This is a genomic window from Staphylococcus condimenti, from assembly GCF_001618885.1.
GTDB classification, from domain to species: Bacteria; Bacillota; Bacilli; order Staphylococcales; family Staphylococcaceae; genus Staphylococcus; species Staphylococcus condimenti.
Genome location: NZ_CP015114.1, coordinates 295,767 through 312,130 on the forward strand (window position 1 = coordinate 295,767; position 16,364 = coordinate 312,130).

Here is a 16,364-nt window from a genome sequence, read left to right on the forward strand (position 1 = left end):
TTATTTTTGTTAGTTATAAGAATGTGCTTATATTAATTTCGGGAGGCCTTTTTATGTCTGAAAACCAAGTGAAAGTAGTTAAGAAACAAACCATCGATCCCACATTGACTTTGGAAGATGTTAAAAAGCAATTATTAGATAAGGGTAAAAAAGAAGGTCATCTAAGCCATGAAGAAATAGCTGAAAAACTTCAGAATTTCGATATGGATTCTGACCAAATGGATGAATTCTTTGACCAAATAAATGATAATGATATCAATCTTGTCAATGAAAAAGACAGCTCAGATACAGACGAAAAATTAAATCCTCATGATTTGAGTGCGCCTCCAGGAGTAAAAATAAACGATCCAGTGCGTATGTATTTAAAAGAAATCGGTCGAGTTGACTTATTAAATGCACAAGAAGAAATAGAATTAGCAAAACGTATTGAGCAGGGTGACGAAGTGGCTAAAGCTCGTTTAGCTGAAGCAAACTTACGTTTAGTAGTTAGTATTGCTAAAAGATACGTTGGGCGCGGAATGTTATTTTTAGATTTAATTCAAGAAGGTAACATGGGACTCATCAAAGCCGTAGAAAAATTCGATTTTAGCAAAGGATTTAAATTTTCTACGTATGCTACATGGTGGATTCGTCAAGCAATCACACGTGCTATTGCAGACCAAGCAAGAACTATACGTATTCCAGTGCATATGGTCGAAACTATTAACAAATTGATACGAGTACAACGTCAATTACTTCAAGATTTAGGTAGAGACCCTGCGCCTGAAGAAATTGGTGAAGAAATGGATTTACCGCCTGAAAAAGTGCGTGAAATATTAAAAATTGCTCAAGAGCCAGTATCATTAGAAACACCAATTGGCGAAGAAGATGACAGTCACTTAGGAGATTTCATTGAGGATCAAGAAGTTCAAAGTCCTTCAGACCACGCTGCTTATGAATTATTAAAAGAACAATTGGAAGATGTACTAGATACATTGACAGATAGAGAAGAAAATGTATTAAGATTGCGTTTTGGTTTAGATGATGGTAGAACTCGTACCTTGGAAGAAGTCGGTAAAGTATTCGGCGTTACAAGAGAACGTATCCGACAAATCGAAGCTAAGGCATTAAGAAAACTAAGACATCCTAGCCGTAGTAAACGATTAAAAGATTTTATGGACTAATTATGTAAAGCTAAGCGAGACAATAAGCTGAATATGTTTGGTTAAGAAGGTCTTAATTAAAAGTATCTTCTTAATGCATGTATTGTACTTGCATACAAACATAACAGTTTTATTGTTTCGCTTTTTTTATTATTTTGAGGAGAATTAATCATGAATTCAATCAACCAAAGATTACTAAAAGTCAGCCAGTATATTAAAGGAGATAATATCGCAGATATTGGTTCAGATCATGCTTATCTACCAATTTATGCAATCGAAAATTACCTTTGTAAACATGCCATAGCAGGAGAAGTAGTTAAAGGGCCTTTTGAAGCTGCAAAAATTAATGTTAAAAAATATGGTCTTGATAATAGAATTGATGTTAAACTTGGAAATGGATTAGAAGTTCTCGATTTAAATAATAACATTGATTCAATAACAATTTGCGGAATGGGTGGGCCGCTAATTGCTTCTATAATTGAAAGTGGTGAATCTAAATTACAAAACCACCCTCGACTTATTTTACAAAGTAATATCCAAACAATTACTCTAAGAAAAGCAATAGCAAAAATTGGTTATTATATAATTGATGAATCATTAATTGAAGAAAATGGTCACGTTTACGAAATAGTTATAGCTGAAAACGGAAATCAATTTATGGATGAATTCGATTTAAAATTCGGACCAATTTTATTAAGACAAAAAAATGATTTGTTTATTAAAAAATGGAAAAGAGAACTACAAGCTTTAGAAAAAATCGTGCAAAATTTAGATGAAAGTAAGCATTCTAACAGATTAAATGAGATTAATAAAGAAATAAAAATGATTCAAGAGGTGGTAAAATGAAAACTTCAGAATTACTTAATATTATTAATCAGCATGTTCCTTTCTCATCAGCAGAAAATTGGGATAACGTCGGGTTGCTTATTGGCGATGAAAACCAAGAAATCACTGGTATATTAACAGCGTTAGATTGTACTGCAGAAATTGTAGATGAAGCCATTGAAAAAAATATTAATACGATTATTGCGCACCATCCACTTATTTTTAAAGGGGTAACCAATATAAATGAAGGCGGCTATGGAACTATTATTAGACGACTTATCTCTCATAATATTCAACTAATCGCCCTTCATACAAACTTAGACGTATATAAAAAAGGTGTAAATGCGATGTTAGCACAATCGTTAGATGTCATTGATACCGAAATTCTCGAACCCCAATCAGAAAATTATTTTAAAGTACAAGTATTTATTCCAGAAGAAAATGCATCTGAATTCAAACAAAAAATGAGTGAAGCTGGTTTTGCTTCAGAAGGCAATTATAAATATTGTTTCTTTTCTTCTAAAGGTAATGGACAATTTAAACCAACTGAACAAGCTAACCCTTATATTGGTAAAAGAAATGAAATAGAAACAGTTACTGAAGTTAAAATTGAATTTATGATTAAAAGTCATCAACGTGAGAAAGCAGAAAAATATATTCAATCATTACACCCATATGAAACACCTGTTTATGACTTTTTGCCTCTTACTAAAAGATTAGACAGAGGATTGGGTATAATTGGAAAGTTAAGTCAACAAATGACTTTAAAAGAATTTGCATTAAAAGCTAAAAAAAACTTAAATATACCAAGTGTACGATTTACAGGTAATCCAAATACACTTGTAAAAAACGTTGCAATAATAGGCGGGTCTGGTATCGGTTATGAAGAATACGCAAAAAGTAAAGGTGCAGATGTTTTCGTAACTGGGGACATAAAACATCATGATGCTTTAGATGCTGAAATTGAAAATATAAATTTACTAGATATAAATCATTATAGCGAATATGTTATGAAAAGAGGATTAAAACACTTACTAGAAGAATGGTTAGAACAACCATCATTCAAAATTAATGCTTCTAAGATTAATACAGACCCATTTAATTATTTATAAAAAATAAAAAGGAGGGATTCTTATGGCAAAACAGCACCCATTTGAACAATTTGGATTGGACTCAAAACTTATAGACGCTGTAACAGATCTTAATTTCAATCAGCCAACAGAAATCCAACAAAGAGTTATTCCAAAAATTCTAAAAGGTACAAGTATTATCGGTCAATCACAAACAGGTACAGGTAAATCACATGCGTTTCTATTGCCATTGATTGAAAGAATCAATTCTTCAATTCAAGAACCACAAGCTATTGTGGTAGCTCCAACAAGAGAGTTAGCTCAGCAGTTATTTAAAGCTGCACAACATTTAACAGAATTTAAAAATGATATAAAAGTCTCTCTCTTTATCGGCGGAACGGACTTTGAAAGAGATAAACAACGTTGTAATGTTCAACCGCAATTAGTCATTGGTACTCCTACTAGAATCAATGACTTATCAAAAGATGGTACCTTACATGCTCATTTGGCAAACTATTTAGTTGTAGATGAAGCTGATTTGATGATAGATTTAGGGTTAATCGAAGATGTTGACCATATTGCTTCTAGGTTAGAAGAGGATGCTAATATAGCAGTATTTAGTGCAACAATTCCAAAATCATTACACCCATTTTTAAATAAATATTTAAATCAACCCGAATTAATTGAAGTAAACAGCAAAACACAAAATAAAAAAAATATTGATTTTTACCTTATACCTACAAAAGGGACAGCAAAAGTTGATAAAACAAAAGCGCTTATTGATATTTTGAATCCATATTTATGTATCATTTTCTGTAATAGCAGAGAAAGTGCAGATGAATTAGCTGAAGAACTAATTGCAGATGGATTAAAAATAGGTATGATTCATGGTGGGTTATCACCACGCGAACGTAAACAACAAATGAAGCGAATTAGAAACTTAGATTTTCAATATGTAATTGCAAGCGACTTAGCTTCAAGAGGTATTGATATTGAAGGTGTTAGTCATGTGATTAATTTTGATGTTCCTAAAGATATTGATTTCTTTACTCATCGTGTAGGTCGTACTGGTCGCGGTCAATATAAAGGTGAAGCTTTTACATTATTTGCACCAGATGAAGAGGAATTAATAGGCGAAATTGAGGATAGAGGTTACCATTTCAAAGATGTTGATATCAAAAACGGAGAAATAAAACCTATCAAAGCTCACAACACTCGTAAAACACGTACAAAAAAAGACGATCATTTAACTACTCAAGTTAAACGTAAAATTAAACGTGGCAACAAGAAAAAAGTAAAGCCAGGATATAAGAAAAAGTTCAAGAGAGAACTAGAAGATTTAAAAAGAAAAGAGCGCAAGCAATACAGCAAAAGAAAAAATAGAGAGCAACGCAAAAATAAATAAGGGTCAGGTGGAAAAAAGTGTTAATAGGATCTCATGTTTCTATGAATGGTAAAAAAATGCTGCAAGGTTCAGCTGAAGAAGCGCATCGATTGAATGAAAAAACATTTATGATTTATACAGGTGCCCCACAAAATACACGTCGTAAAGCCATTGAAGATTTAAATATTGAAGCTGGACATGAAGCAATGAAAGAATATGGCTTATCAAATATTGTTGTACATGCTCCATATATTATCAATATCGCAAATACTCAAAAACCGCATGTGTTTGAATTAGGTGTTGATTTCCTACAAAAAGAAATAGAACGAACTGAGGCTATAGGTGCTAAAGATATAGTACTGCATCCTGGTTCTCATGTAGGAGCTGGTTCTGAAGCAGGTATCAAAAAAATCATTGAAGGTCTAAATGAAGTACTGACGAATGAAAATGATGTTCGTATTGCTTTGGAAACAATGGCTGGTAAAGGCTCAGAAGTTGGTAGAACTTTTGAAGAACTTGCTCAAATTATTGATGGTGTGACTCAAAATGACCGTCTATCTATATGTTTTGATACATGTCATACTCATGATGCAGGTTATAAAGTTAAAGATGATTTCGATTCTGTACTGAAAGAATTTGACAACATAATTGGATTAGATAGAATCAAAGTATTACATGTAAATGATAGTAAAAATGAAATAGGTGCACATAAAGATCGTCATGAAAATATAGGCTTTGGTCATATCGGTTTTGATGCTTTGAATTATATTGTGCATCATGAAATTTTTGAAAATATACCAAAAATTTTAGAAACACCGTTTGTTGGGGAAGATAAAAAAAATAAACGACCACCATATAAACATGAAATCGAAATGTTAGAAAGCCAAACATTTAACCCGAATATGAAAGAAATAATAATGTCAGAATAATTTAATCATGATAATAAGGCAAAATTATTTTGCCTTATTATTTTATCCTGTTAATCGTAAGCATTACAATTTACATAATTAGGAAACAAGGTTATATTTGTAGCGAGGTGAAAGCATGACAACCCCTGTTTTTGAATTAAAAAATATCAATTACCATTTTGGTACAAAGCAAGTTTTAGAAAATATTAATATCAAAATTTATAAAGGTGACTTCTTAGCAATAGTGGGTCCAAATGGTGCTGGAAAATCTACTTTACTTAAAGTAATGTTGGGATTATTACCGTTGCAAACTGGCGAGATGTTTATCGATGGTATTAAATATCAAAGAAAAGCATCAGATTTGAAAATAAGTTATGTTTCTCAAAAAGCATCTGCCTTCAATGCTGGATTTCCAGCAAGCGTGAAAGAAGTAGTATTAAGCGGATTAACTAAACAAAAGCGCTTATTTCAATGGTTTAATAAAAAAGATGTTCAAAAAGTAAAAGACATATTAAAACGCCTAAATATTGAATCTTTGCTCCATAAAAATATTGCTGAATTATCAGGGGGACAACAACAGCGGGTATTAATAGCACGCGCTTTAATATCAAATCCATCTGTACTGATATTAGATGAACCGACTAATGGTATCGATGCAAAACACGTTAGTGAATTCTATGATACATTAGAACAACTTAAACAAGAAGGTGTAACAATAATTTTAGTTACTCATGATATTGGTGTAGTTGTAGACACTGCTACTCAAGTTGCTTGTTTAAATAAACATTTACATTTCCATGGTTCTGCAAAAGAATTCAAATCTTTAGATCAAGTAGAGATTTCTAAAATTTATGGTTATCCAGTTAAATTCGTAGATCATCAACACGAAAGGGAGTGCTGTAATTAATGATTGATGCTTTATTAAACTTTGATTTTATGAGGTACTCTCTAATAAGCGGTATTTTAATAGGTTTTATCGCCCCATTTATTGGTGCATTTATCGTTGTACGTAGATTATCTTTAATTGCAGATGCATTAAGCCATGTTACTTTAGGTGGAATATCTTTCGGTATGCTTCTTACCACATTATCACCATTATTTGCTTCAATTAATCCAATGTGGGGTGGAATTCTTTTTGCAGTAGTAGGTGCACTGTTAATAGAAAAATTAAGAACATCCTACAAAAACTATCAAGAAATCGCAATACCCATCATCATGAGTGCAGGTATTGGTTTAAGCGCAATTTTCATATCGTTAGCTGACGGTTTTAATCAGGAGCTTGTAGGTTTATTATTTGGGTCAATTAGCGCTGTTTCTTTAAGTGATATGGTTACTGTATTAATTGTTGCTATTATTGTATTAACATTTATATTTTCATTTTACAAAGAACTATTTATTCTTTCTTTTGATGAGGAATATAGTAACGTTATAGGTATTCCAAAGTGGATACAATTTCTATTTATTATAATTGTGGCAATGGTTGTTTCAGCATCGATGCGTGTTGTAGGTATACTTTTAGTAAGTGCTCTTATGACGCTTCCTGTAGCAATCGCTATGAGAATAACCAAGGGATTCAAGCAACTTATTGTTTTTAGCATTATATTAGGAGAGGCTTCAGTTATTGGAGGTCTCATTATAGCCTTTTATTTAAACTTATCACCTGGTGGGGTCATAGTAGTACTATTAGTATTGATTTTAGTAGCCACAATGCTTTTACAAACATTGCGAGTGAAGTTTAAAAAAGGAGTTAATTAGTATGAACACAACTGATGCTATTAAAATTTTAAAAGACGAAGGACATAAATACACAGATAAAAGAAAAATGATTATCGATATATTTGTAAACGAAGATAAATATATTAGTGCAAAATTAATACAACAAAGGATGGATGCGAAGTTCCCAGGCATTTCTTTTGATACTATTTATAGAAATCTATATTTATTCAAAGATTTAGGTATCATTGAAAACACAGAACTAGATGGCGAAATGAAATTCAGAATTGCATGTGCACATCATCATCACCATCACTTTATTTGTGAAGTATGTGGTGATACTAAGATTATTGATTATTGTCCAATGGAACAAATTCAAGCTCAATTACCTGGTGTATTAATTCATACTCATAAATTAGAAGTTTATGGTATATGCGAAAATTGTCAATAAATATCTATTCAACAGATTCTATCTAATTTCTTAGAATCTGTTTTTTTTAATGTTTAAGAGATACTGCAATGTGATAAATTAAAAGAGGAAGCAAAAGAACCCATTATCAAGCCAATATTAAGCAGAAAAATTGTAACGCTGCAAATGACTTGATATAGTAAAGGTGAAAACAAATTAGGAGGATGATTATTTATGGCTTTTGAATTACCAAATTTACCATATGAGTTTGATGCATTGGAACCATATATCGATAAAGAAACAATGGAAATCCATCATGACAAACATCACAACACTTATGTAACAAAATTAAATGCAGCAATCGAAGGTACTGATTTAGAAAATAAATCTATCGAAGAAATCGTTGCAAATTTAGACAGCGTACCATCTGACATCCAAACTGCAGTTCGTAATAATGGTGGTGGACATCTAAACCATTCATTATTCTGGCAACTTCTAACACCTAATTCTGAAGAAAAAGGTACAGTAATTGATAAAATCAAAGAAGAATGGGGTTCTTTAGACAAATTCAAAGATGAATTTGCTAAAAAAGCTGCTGGACAATTTGGTTCAGGTTGGGCTTGGCTAGTTGTAGATAAAAACGGTAACTTAGAAATCGTTTCTACTCCAAACCAAGACAACCCAATTACAGAAGGCAAAACTCCTATTTTAGGACTTGATGTTTGGGAACATGCTTACTACCTTAAATATCAAAACAAACGTCCAGATTATATTGATGCATTCTGGAATGTTGTAAACTGGAATAAAGTTGATGAACTTTATGAAGCTGCAACAAAATAAAATAATTCATGATAAATGAGTCGTTTTATAATGAAAACAGCAATCGGAACTCCGATTGCTGTTTTTCTATTACATAATTCATATAAACTACAGCTTATTTTGTAAAATTAAATTTATAGAAGGAAATCAATGTAAATCATAGAAAAAAGTTCAGTTTTCATATATCATTTGTTTAGAGAACTGTTGAATTGAGGTAGGTTGGATTGCTAAAAAGATTAAAAGAAAAAACAAATGATGAAAAAACTAGAAATTTGATGGACAAAAGAATCAATTTCTTCTTTGGTTTAGTCGTCATAGTATTTGTAATTATTGTTTTACGATTAGGTTACTTACAAATTGCACAAGGTTCTCATTACAAACAACTAATCAAAATGATGAAAATATTACTGTCAATGAGTCTGTACCAAGAGGAAGAATTCTTGATCGAAATGGTAAAATTCTTGTAGATAATGCATCTAAAAAGTCTATTACATACACTAGAGGGCGGAAAACGTCACAAAAAGAAATTCTAAATACAGCAAAACGTTTATCAAAACTTATTAAAATGAATACTGATCGTATCACTACTAGAGATAAACAAGACTATTGGATTCAATTGCACCCTGATAAAGCTGCAGAAATGATGAAAAAAGAAGAGAAAATGTTGAACAATGGCGACATATCTCAAGATCAATATGATGAAGAACTACATCAGAAAATAAAGAAAAAGCAATTAAATCAGTTAACTAAAAAAGATTTACAAGTTCTGGCAATTTATAGAGAAATGATGGCAGGTTCTACGTTAAATCCTCAAACAATTAAAAACGAAGATGTAACGGATAAAGAATATGCTGCAGTATCTCAACAATTATCAAAATTACCTGGTATTAATACTTCGATGGATTGGGACAGAAAATACCCATATGGCGATCTATTAAAAGGTCTTTATGGAGATGTTTCTACAACCGAAGAAGGCATACCAAAAGAATTAACTGATTATTATTTATCTAAGGGTTATTCTCGAAATGATCGTGTTGGTAAATCATATCTAGAATATCAATACGAAAGTATTTTAAGAGGAAAGAAAAAAGAAATGAAATATACCACTGATAAGTCAGGTGCGATTACAAACACAGAGGTTATCAATCCGGGATCACGTGGTGATGATTTAGTTTTATCAATCGATATTGATTTACAGAAAAAAGTTGAAGATTTATTAGAAAAACAAATTAATAAATTACGCGGCGAAGGTGCTAAAAACATGGACACTGCAATGATTGTTGTTCAAGATCCAAAAAACGGTGATATTTTAGCAATGGCAGGGAAGAAAATTAAACCGAATGGAGAAATGACTGATTATGATATAGGGAATTTTACTTCTCAATATACTGTTGGTTCTTCCGTTAAGGGTGGCACATTACTTGCTGGTTATCAAAATGGAGCAATACATGTTGGTGAAGAAATGGTCGATGAACCACTGCATTTCCAAGGAGGCTTAACTAAGCGTTCATACTTTAACCAAAATGGTAAAGTTAACATAAACGATAAAGAAGCCTTGATGCATTCATCTAACGTTTATATGTTTAAAACAGCTTTAAAATTAGCAAAAGATCCATATCATTATAATATGGCACTTCCAAATAATATTTCAGATGCTGGACAAAAACTAAGAAAAGGCTTAAACCAAGTTGGATTAGGTGTTAAAACAGGTATTGATTTACCAAATGAAGTTGCTGGGCAAATAGAAAAACTTGATACTAATAGTGGTAACTATCTCGATTTAGCAATCGGTCAATATGATACTTATTCACCACTGCAACTTTCGCAGTATGTGTCTACTATTGCGAACAATGGTTATCGTATACAGCCTCATGTGGGCTTAGAAATTAGGAAAGCAACGAACAAAGATAACCTTGGTCCTATTAAACATAAAATAAACGGTAATGTACTAAATAGAGTTAATAATACTCCTGATCAAATAAAAGAGGTACAAGAAGGTTTTGATATGGCATTCAATAAACAACCTGGTACAGGCTATCAAAGTTTCCACAATACTGTAGTACCATCAGCTGGGAAAACAGGAACCGCTGAAGTATTCCAAGATGGAGAGCCTAGAGTTAACTCCACGTATATTGGCTATGCACCTCAAGACAATCCTAAACTCGCATTTTCAATTGTATATACAAATCAACCTGTCCCAGAACCTTGGTTACAAGGCGGAGATTTAGGTAGAGATGTTATCAACTATTACTTTAAAAATAAAAAATAATCTGAACTGGCACTCATAGCAGTATTTTTTCATAAAATAAACGCTAAAAAGCGTAAATATTATGAGAAGATAATCAAACTGGTGAGTGCCAGTTTTTAATTTTGGCTCTCTGTCAAATAGGACTGGTGGCTCAAATTATAGAGGTTAAGCAGCTTTTAGCTGCTTAATCTCTTTTTTAGGATTCGAGGAAAAAAGTCTCGTACATAAAATAATACGATTGCGCAAATTAGTGAAGTTTCTATAACCGAAAGAAACCCTTTTTATCAGTTTGATCTTATTATTAATACCTTCGAGCGGACCGTTGGTCAGATTCGAATATTCCAAAGTATTCAGTACCATGTCATGATAATTTTTAAGTGTTCTGATGGAAATTTGAAGTTTGGGGGCAATGTTTCCCATGGTTATTGCCTGTATGGTTGATGTATATAACTGTTCATCATTTTCTTTTAAAGCGTAACGCAGCTGATGGACATAGTGATGCGTGTTTAACAATTTATCATCAAAATCCAATAAGAAATCTACAATTCCTTTGGTGGTTTTCCATTGTTTGAACAGAGGAACTTTATTATATTCGAACATCTCCAATTGTTCATAAGGTTTCAAAAGCAGTTTCCAGTAACGCTTATATTTATTGTAAAGCGGTCTGTCGTTATTTCGGAAAGTATTCATAACACTGACACGAGTCATATTCAAAGCACGATTCAATGATTGTACAATATGGAATCGGTCTATAATAATTTTGGCATTAGGGAATACTTCGTTGATCAAAGACATATAAGGTTCGTACATATCGATAGATACCGTCTTCACACGTTGTCTTTCAGCTAGTGAATAACGATAAAAGTGCGTTTTCAGAGCTGCCAATCTGCGATCGGGAACAATATCTACGATACGATGGGACACAGCATCAGCATAAATAAAACTCATATTATGGCTGACATGTTTGACACTTTTGAATTCATCCATCATTAAATGTTCAGGCAAAGCGCTGAACGGCTTTTGAGCAATCTGAGAAGCAGCTTTATCTATCATCCGAGCAACTGTAGAAGCCCCGACAGCACACGATTCAGCAATTGATTTTTGAGAACGGATTTCGGTAGCTTTCTGCAAAACAGCTAAACGGGTATTATCCGAAATATGGCAATGTCTCTCAACTATTTTTGTTTCAGCAGTGAAGTGCGTACAGCAGTGCTTACAGTAAAAACGCTGCTTCTTCAGGTTCAAATAGGCTTGTCTTTCAGATACCTTAGGTATCGTAATACGGGAATTCTTCATTCCATTTTTTATAATGGAGTACTCGGTATTTTTAAAGCCGCAGTTTTCACAGTGCTCAGGAACGTACGTCAATTTTCCAAAGTAGAATAGACACGTTTTTCCTTTATACTCTTTTTCTTCAACCTTAGTATCGAATTCTATATTTTTATCTTTAATTCCCAGTGTAGTTGATATAAAATGATTCATAGGCGCAACTTATCTCCTTTAATTTGGGTTTGGTCACTTTAAATTATAAAGATAATTGCGCTATTTTTATATCAAAAAATCGGACGAGTGATTTTCTCACCAGTCCGATTTAGTATAGAACCTTAATTTTCCCTTTAATGACACAAAGTCTGATAAACGTTATAATATATATAACAATAAAACTGAAAAGCAGGTGGATTATGAGAAAATCTGATTTTAGAAAAGAAACCTTACAACAAATGAAAAATATAGATATAAGTATTAAGAATCGTGCTGATCAGTGGCTTGCAGAACAACTTTATTCAACAAAAGAATTTATAAACGCACAGAAAATAGGAATCGTTTTGGCTATGGACCATGAAGTTAATACATATCCAATTATTAAGGAAATGCTACGACTAAAAAAACAAGTTTTTGTTCCTTCGACTGAATATTCAACAAAGAAAATGACTTTTCAAAATTTAACTGACTTAGAAAGTTTGTCCGTTGATGAAAAAGGAATTAAATTTGTCAATGCGGATACTAAAAAAACAAATGATTTAGATCTATTAATAGTGCCCGGTGTAGTTTTCAATGAACAAGGATATCGTATCGGATACGGGGGCGGATATTTTGATAAATTTTTAAATAAGCACAAAACAAAGTCAGTAAGTCTTATTTATGACCTTCAAATAAACAACGATTTTACACCTGAAAATCATGATGAGAAGGTTGAACATTTGATAGTAGCAGAAACAAAGTAAGTTATTTGGAGGCATCATGACAATAGAAAAACAATTTTGGAAACTTATATTTTACTGGATAAAGTATTTAAATTATCAAATTGTATATCGAGATAAAGAAGATAGAGAAATTTGGTTAAGCAATAAGCAAAAACAAAAATTAGTAATTTTCAAAACAGATGTTAGTAGTTCGCAGGAGTTACGCTTTGATAAAAGTCGTGTTTTAGAACATCAAGAAGAAATAAAGGATTATACTGGTTTCAAAGTAAATGAGGTAGTATTTAATTATCTTACAGAAAAAATGTTTACTTACGAAAATCTCAATGAAGTCCATCCTTTGAAAACGAAATTTAATGTAATTCGTAATTCAAAGGATTTGAATAATATATTCCCTAATCCATTATTCAAAAAAATATATATAAGAAAAGATGACAAAACCTCTCTTTACTATAAGCGAAGAGTTTTAAGTTCGAATCCACTTGAAAAATATATGATGAAATTTGCGCCTATAACATATTCTTTGATATCTATAAATATTATAGTATGGCTTATAATGTTTTTGGTTTTGAATGCATTTTCAGACACACGTTTAATTGATCTAGGTGGATTAGTACATTTTAACGTAGTGCATGGCGAATGGTATCGCCTCGTAACCTCAATGTTCTTACATTTTAATTTTGAACATATACTCATGAATATGCTTTCACTATTTATTTTCGGCAAACTTGTAGAAGCAATAGCTGGTCATTGGAAAATGTTAGGAATTTATATGATTTCTGGGATATTTGGTAACCTTGTTTCACTCGCAATAGATAATGTATCTATTTCAGTAGGTGCTAGTGGAGCAATTTTCGGACTGATTGGTTCTCTTTTCGCAATGATGTATATAAGTAAACAATATGACCGGAAGACATTATTTCAGCTTATTGGCGTTTTAATAATATTGACAATTATTTCTTTATTTATTTCCAATGTGAATATTTATGCTCATATAGGCGGGTTTATTGGCGGTATTCTAATTACTTTTATCGGTTTCTATTTCAATATAGATCGAAAAAAATTTTGGATATTAACAGGAGTTTTTGTCTTAATAATTATTATCCTAATTATAAGAACTTTAACTATCAAAGAAGACAATATTTATGATAAGTTAATTAAAGACGAAATGAGTCAAGGGAATTATAATAAAGCAGAAAAACTTGTTGAACATACGATGAACAAAGGTTATGAAGATGATGAAACTTATTATTTGAGTGGGCTGATTAAAGCAACTAATGATTCTAAAGCTGAAGGTATTTCTACTTGGGAACGAGGCCTCAAATATTATCCTAACTCTAGCATACTGCATTACGAACTCGCGATTGCGAATCGTTCATTAGGTGATAAAAAATCTGCATTAAAACATATTGAGGTTGCTTATAAAAATAACCCGCATAATAAAAAATATAAATATCTTAAAGAAGAGATGACTAAAGAAAATGAATCAAGAGATAAATAATTTTTATGATGTGCAACAGTTATTAAAGCAATTCGGATTTATTGTCTATTTTAAAGATAAACACGATATGCTCGAAATGATGGAACAAGAAATTAGAGAACTCCACGAATATCAACTTATATCCAAAGAGACGTTCATTAAATGTATTCTAATTATCAATCAAAGAAGGATGAGTAAGTAATGAAAAATTTAATATTGGCAGCTGATGTTGGCGGTACAACATGTAAATTAGGAATTTTTGATAATCATCTAGACAGACTAGCGAAGTGGTCAATACAAACAGATATCAGTGATCCGACAGGCGTTGTATTACTCAAGAACATTTATAGTGCTTTTGTACAAAAATTAAATGAGCTTAATTTTAAAATGGAAGATGTAATTGGTTTAGGAGTAGGAGTACCAGGTCCTGTCGATTTCGAAACTGGAATAGTACACGGAGCAGTAAATTTAAATTGGCCAGGAGATGTAAATATCAGAGAAATTTTATCTCAATATGTTAGTTTTCCTGTTTTTGTAGATAATGATGCTAATGCAGCAGCATTAGGCGAAAAGCATAAAGGAGCTGGCCATGATGCCGATGATGTAGTGGCAATCACACTGGGAACAGGTGTAGGTGGCGGAATTATTTCAAACGGAAAATTAGTACATGGACATAACGGTTCTGGTGCAGAAATTGGACATTTCCGAGTAGATTTTGATCAAAGATTTGCTTGCAATTGTGGAAAATATGGTTGTTTAGAAACTGTTGCCTCTGCAACAGGAGTTGTTAACTTAGTTAAATTTTATCATCCTAAATTAACTATTAAATCTTCAATTTTAGAGCTTATTAAAGAAGACCGAGTAACAGCTAAAGATGTATTTGATGCTTCGAAAAAAGGTGATTTATTCTGTTTGTTTATAACTGAAAGAGTGGCAAACTATATTGCTTATGCTTGTAGTATCATCAGTGTTATGAGTAATCCAAAATACATTATTTTAGGTGGCGGAATGTCAGAAGCAGGAGATATTCTAATTGAAAATATTAAAACAGAATATCGCAATTTAACATTCACTCCTGCTCAAAACGGGACTGAAATTGTTAAAGCCCAACTTGGAAATGATGCTGGAATTGCAGGAGCAGCTGGTTTAATTAAAACTTACGTAATTGATGAGGAGCGTGTTGAATAATGGCAATAGTAGACGTTGTAGTCATACCTGTAGGTACTGAGGGACCAAGTGTGAGTAAATATATTGCAGAAATTCAAACAAAATTAAAAGAGTATAAAGAACAAGGTTTAATCGATTATCAATTGACACCAATGAATACATTGATAGAAGGTGATTTAAAAGATTTGTTTACTGTAGTTCAAGCCATTCATGAATTACCCTTTAATAAAGGGGTAGACCGGGTATGTACTAATATAAGAATTGATGATCGTCGTGATAAATCTCGTAAAATGAACGATAAGCTAACATCAGTTCAAAATCAATTAGATAAAATGAGTGGTGAAAAATAATGCATATTTCTTCTTTGACGCTAGGTATTGCAGATACAAACACCTATTTTATAGAAGATGAGAACAATGTTTTACTTGTAGACCCTTCTAGTGATGGAAATAAAATTATTAAAAAATTAAATGAAATTAACAAACCATTAAAAGCTATTATTTTAACCCATGCACACTTTGATCATATTGGTGCTTTAGACGAAGTGTTAGAGGAATTTGATGTGCCCGTTTACCTTCATACAGAAGAATTTGATTTCTTCTTAGACCCTAGTAAAAACGGCTCAGCAAAATTCAAGCAATATGGTTTAGAACCAGTGATAAGTAATGCATCGCCTCAACCGTTAGAGGAAGGTCCTAATAAAATAGGCGGATTTGAAATTGATGTATTGCACACTCCCGGCCATTCACCAGGAAGTTTAACATATGTATTTAATGATTTTGCAGTAGTAGGCGATACGCTATTTAACAATGGTATAGGTCGTACAGATTTATATCGTGGAGACTATGAAACTTTAGTAGATTCTATTCAAGATAAAATATTTGAAATTGATGGTGATTTACCTTTATATCCAGGACATGGCCCGTCTACAACTGTAAATGACGAACAAATGAATCCTTATCTTCATGGATAAATTAAAAAAGTTAAAATAATTAAAG

Annotated in this window: 16 protein-coding genes and 1 pseudogene; 16 read left to right on the forward strand and 1 reads right to left on the reverse strand. The window is 32.1% G+C overall.

What is annotated here, in order from left to right:
• Positions 1 to 53 precede the first annotated feature (53 nt).
• From rpoD to A4G25_RS01595, 10 genes and pseudogenes are all read left to right on the forward strand, one after another.
• The gene (gene rpoD / locus A4G25_RS01550; RefSeq protein ID WP_015900431.1) at positions 54 to 1,163 is read left to right on the forward strand and encodes an RNA polymerase sigma factor RpoD; all 1,110 of its coding nucleotides are present in this window, start codon (positions 54 to 56) and stop codon (positions 1,161 to 1,163) included.
• A 150-nt stretch (positions 1,164 to 1,313) separates the two neighbouring features.
• Positions 1,314 to 1,988 (forward strand): tRNA (adenine(22)-N(1))-methyltransferase, encoded by a 675-nt coding sequence (locus tag A4G25_RS01555; protein ID WP_047131780.1) that lies wholly within the window; start codon positions 1,314 to 1,316, stop codon positions 1,986 to 1,988.
• Positions 1,985 to 3,079, forward strand: a complete 1,095-nt coding sequence (locus A4G25_RS01560; protein ID WP_047131779.1) for a Nif3-like dinuclear metal center hexameric protein — start codon at positions 1,985 to 1,987, stop codon at positions 3,077 to 3,079. Before A4G25_RS01555 ends, A4G25_RS01560 begins: the two co-directional genes overlap by 4 nt.
• Before the next feature lie 22 nt (positions 3,080 to 3,101).
• A complete protein-coding gene (locus tag A4G25_RS01565; protein WP_047131778.1) occupies positions 3,102 to 4,442 on the forward strand; it encodes a DEAD/DEAH box helicase in 1,341 nt (446 codons plus the stop codon).
• A 17-nt stretch (positions 4,443 to 4,459) separates the two neighbouring features.
• Positions 4,460 to 5,350, forward strand: a complete 891-nt coding sequence (locus A4G25_RS01570; protein ID WP_047131777.1) for a deoxyribonuclease IV — start codon at positions 4,460 to 4,462, stop codon at positions 5,348 to 5,350.
• 115 nt (positions 5,351 to 5,465) lie between these two features.
• Complete coding sequence (locus tag A4G25_RS01575; RefSeq protein ID WP_047131776.1) at positions 5,466 to 6,236, forward strand: metal ABC transporter ATP-binding protein; 771 nt, start codon at positions 5,466 to 5,468, stop codon at positions 6,234 to 6,236.
• Positions 6,236 to 7,084, forward strand: a complete 849-nt coding sequence (locus A4G25_RS01580) for a metal ABC transporter permease (RefSeq protein ID WP_047131775.1) — start codon at positions 6,236 to 6,238, stop codon at positions 7,082 to 7,084. Before A4G25_RS01575 ends, A4G25_RS01580 begins: the two co-directional genes overlap by 1 nt.
• A 1-nt stretch (position 7,085) precedes the next feature.
• On the forward strand, positions 7,086 to 7,493 hold the full coding sequence (locus tag A4G25_RS01585; protein ID WP_047131774.1) for a Fur family transcriptional regulator: 408 nt from the start codon (positions 7,086 to 7,088) through the stop codon (positions 7,491 to 7,493).
• Positions 7,494 to 7,685: 192 nt separating this feature from the next.
• Positions 7,686 to 8,291, forward strand: a complete 606-nt coding sequence (locus tag A4G25_RS01590) for a superoxide dismutase (RefSeq protein ID WP_047131773.1) — start codon at positions 7,686 to 7,688, stop codon at positions 8,289 to 8,291.
• A gap of 203 nt (positions 8,292 to 8,494) precedes the next feature.
• A pseudogene (locus A4G25_RS01595) lies at positions 8,495 to 10,539 on the forward strand (peptidoglycan D,D-transpeptidase FtsI family protein).
• Between the two features lie 144 nt (positions 10,540 to 10,683).
• On the opposite strand, the gene A4G25_RS01600 reads toward A4G25_RS01595, so the two are convergent.
• Positions 10,684 to 12,000, reverse strand: coding sequence for an ISL3 family transposase (locus A4G25_RS01600; protein WP_063164607.1), 1,317 nt, complete (start codon positions 11,998 to 12,000; stop codon positions 10,684 to 10,686).
• Between the two features lie 200 nt (positions 12,001 to 12,200).
• Between A4G25_RS01600 and A4G25_RS01605 the strand changes: the two genes are divergently transcribed.
• From A4G25_RS01605 to A4G25_RS01630, 6 genes are read left to right on the forward strand one after another with little or no spacing between them, the layout of a single operon-like run.
• A complete protein-coding gene (locus A4G25_RS01605) occupies positions 12,201 to 12,743 on the forward strand; it encodes a 5-formyltetrahydrofolate cyclo-ligase (RefSeq protein ID WP_047130988.1) in 543 nt (180 codons plus the stop codon).
• A gap of 16 nt (positions 12,744 to 12,759) precedes the next feature.
• Positions 12,760 to 14,220, forward strand: coding sequence for a rhomboid family protein (locus A4G25_RS01610; RefSeq protein WP_047130989.1), 1,461 nt, complete (start codon positions 12,760 to 12,762; stop codon positions 14,218 to 14,220).
• Positions 14,201 to 14,401 (forward strand): YqgQ family protein, encoded by a 201-nt coding sequence (locus A4G25_RS01615; protein WP_047130990.1) that lies wholly within the window; start codon positions 14,201 to 14,203, stop codon positions 14,399 to 14,401. Before A4G25_RS01610 ends, A4G25_RS01615 begins: the two co-directional genes overlap by 20 nt.
• A complete protein-coding gene (locus A4G25_RS01620; protein WP_047130991.1) occupies positions 14,401 to 15,387 on the forward strand; it encodes an ROK family glucokinase in 987 nt (328 codons plus the stop codon). Before A4G25_RS01615 ends, A4G25_RS01620 begins: the two co-directional genes overlap by 1 nt.
• Positions 15,387 to 15,716, forward strand: a complete 330-nt coding sequence (locus tag A4G25_RS01625) for an MTH1187 family thiamine-binding protein (protein WP_047130992.1) — start codon at positions 15,387 to 15,389, stop codon at positions 15,714 to 15,716. The genes A4G25_RS01620 and A4G25_RS01625 overlap by 1 nt, the downstream gene beginning before the upstream one ends.
• On the forward strand, positions 15,716 to 16,339 hold the full coding sequence (locus tag A4G25_RS01630; protein ID WP_047130993.1) for an MBL fold metallo-hydrolase: 624 nt from the start codon (positions 15,716 to 15,718) through the stop codon (positions 16,337 to 16,339). Before A4G25_RS01625 ends, A4G25_RS01630 begins: the two co-directional genes overlap by 1 nt.
• Positions 16,340 to 16,364 lie beyond the last annotated feature (25 nt).

Coding starts and splice junctions, on each gene's coding strand:
- rpoD (WP_015900431.1), top strand. CDS start 54: ATGTCTGAAAACCAAGTGAAAGTAGTTAAGAAACAAACCATCGATCCC.
- A4G25_RS01555 (WP_047131780.1), top strand. CDS start 1,314: ATGAATTCAATCAACCAAAGATTACTAAAAGTCAGCCAGTATATTAAA.
- A4G25_RS01560 (WP_047131779.1), top strand. CDS start 1,985: ATGAAAACTTCAGAATTACTTAATATTATTAATCAGCATGTTCCTTTC.
- A4G25_RS01565 (WP_047131778.1), top strand. CDS start 3,102: ATGGCAAAACAGCACCCATTTGAACAATTTGGATTGGACTCAAAACTT.
- A4G25_RS01575 (WP_047131776.1), top strand. CDS start 5,466: ATGACAACCCCTGTTTTTGAATTAAAAAATATCAATTACCATTTTGGT.
- A4G25_RS01580 (WP_047131775.1), top strand. CDS start 6,236: ATGATTGATGCTTTATTAAACTTTGATTTTATGAGGTACTCTCTAATA.
- A4G25_RS01585 (WP_047131774.1), top strand. CDS start 7,086: ATGAACACAACTGATGCTATTAAAATTTTAAAAGACGAAGGACATAAA.
- A4G25_RS01590 (WP_047131773.1), top strand. CDS start 7,686: ATGGCTTTTGAATTACCAAATTTACCATATGAGTTTGATGCATTGGAA.
- A4G25_RS01600 (WP_063164607.1), bottom strand. CDS start 12,000: ATGAATCATTTTATATCAACTACACTGGGAATTAAAGATAAAAATATA.
- A4G25_RS01605 (WP_047130988.1), top strand. CDS start 12,201: ATGAGAAAATCTGATTTTAGAAAAGAAACCTTACAACAAATGAAAAAT.
- A4G25_RS01610 (WP_047130989.1), top strand. CDS start 12,760: ATGACAATAGAAAAACAATTTTGGAAACTTATATTTTACTGGATAAAG.
- A4G25_RS01615 (WP_047130990.1), top strand. CDS start 14,201: ATGAATCAAGAGATAAATAATTTTTATGATGTGCAACAGTTATTAAAG.
- A4G25_RS01620 (WP_047130991.1), top strand. CDS start 14,401: ATGAAAAATTTAATATTGGCAGCTGATGTTGGCGGTACAACATGTAAA.
- A4G25_RS01625 (WP_047130992.1), top strand. CDS start 15,387: ATGGCAATAGTAGACGTTGTAGTCATACCTGTAGGTACTGAGGGACCA.
- A4G25_RS01630 (WP_047130993.1), top strand. CDS start 15,716: ATGCATATTTCTTCTTTGACGCTAGGTATTGCAGATACAAACACCTAT.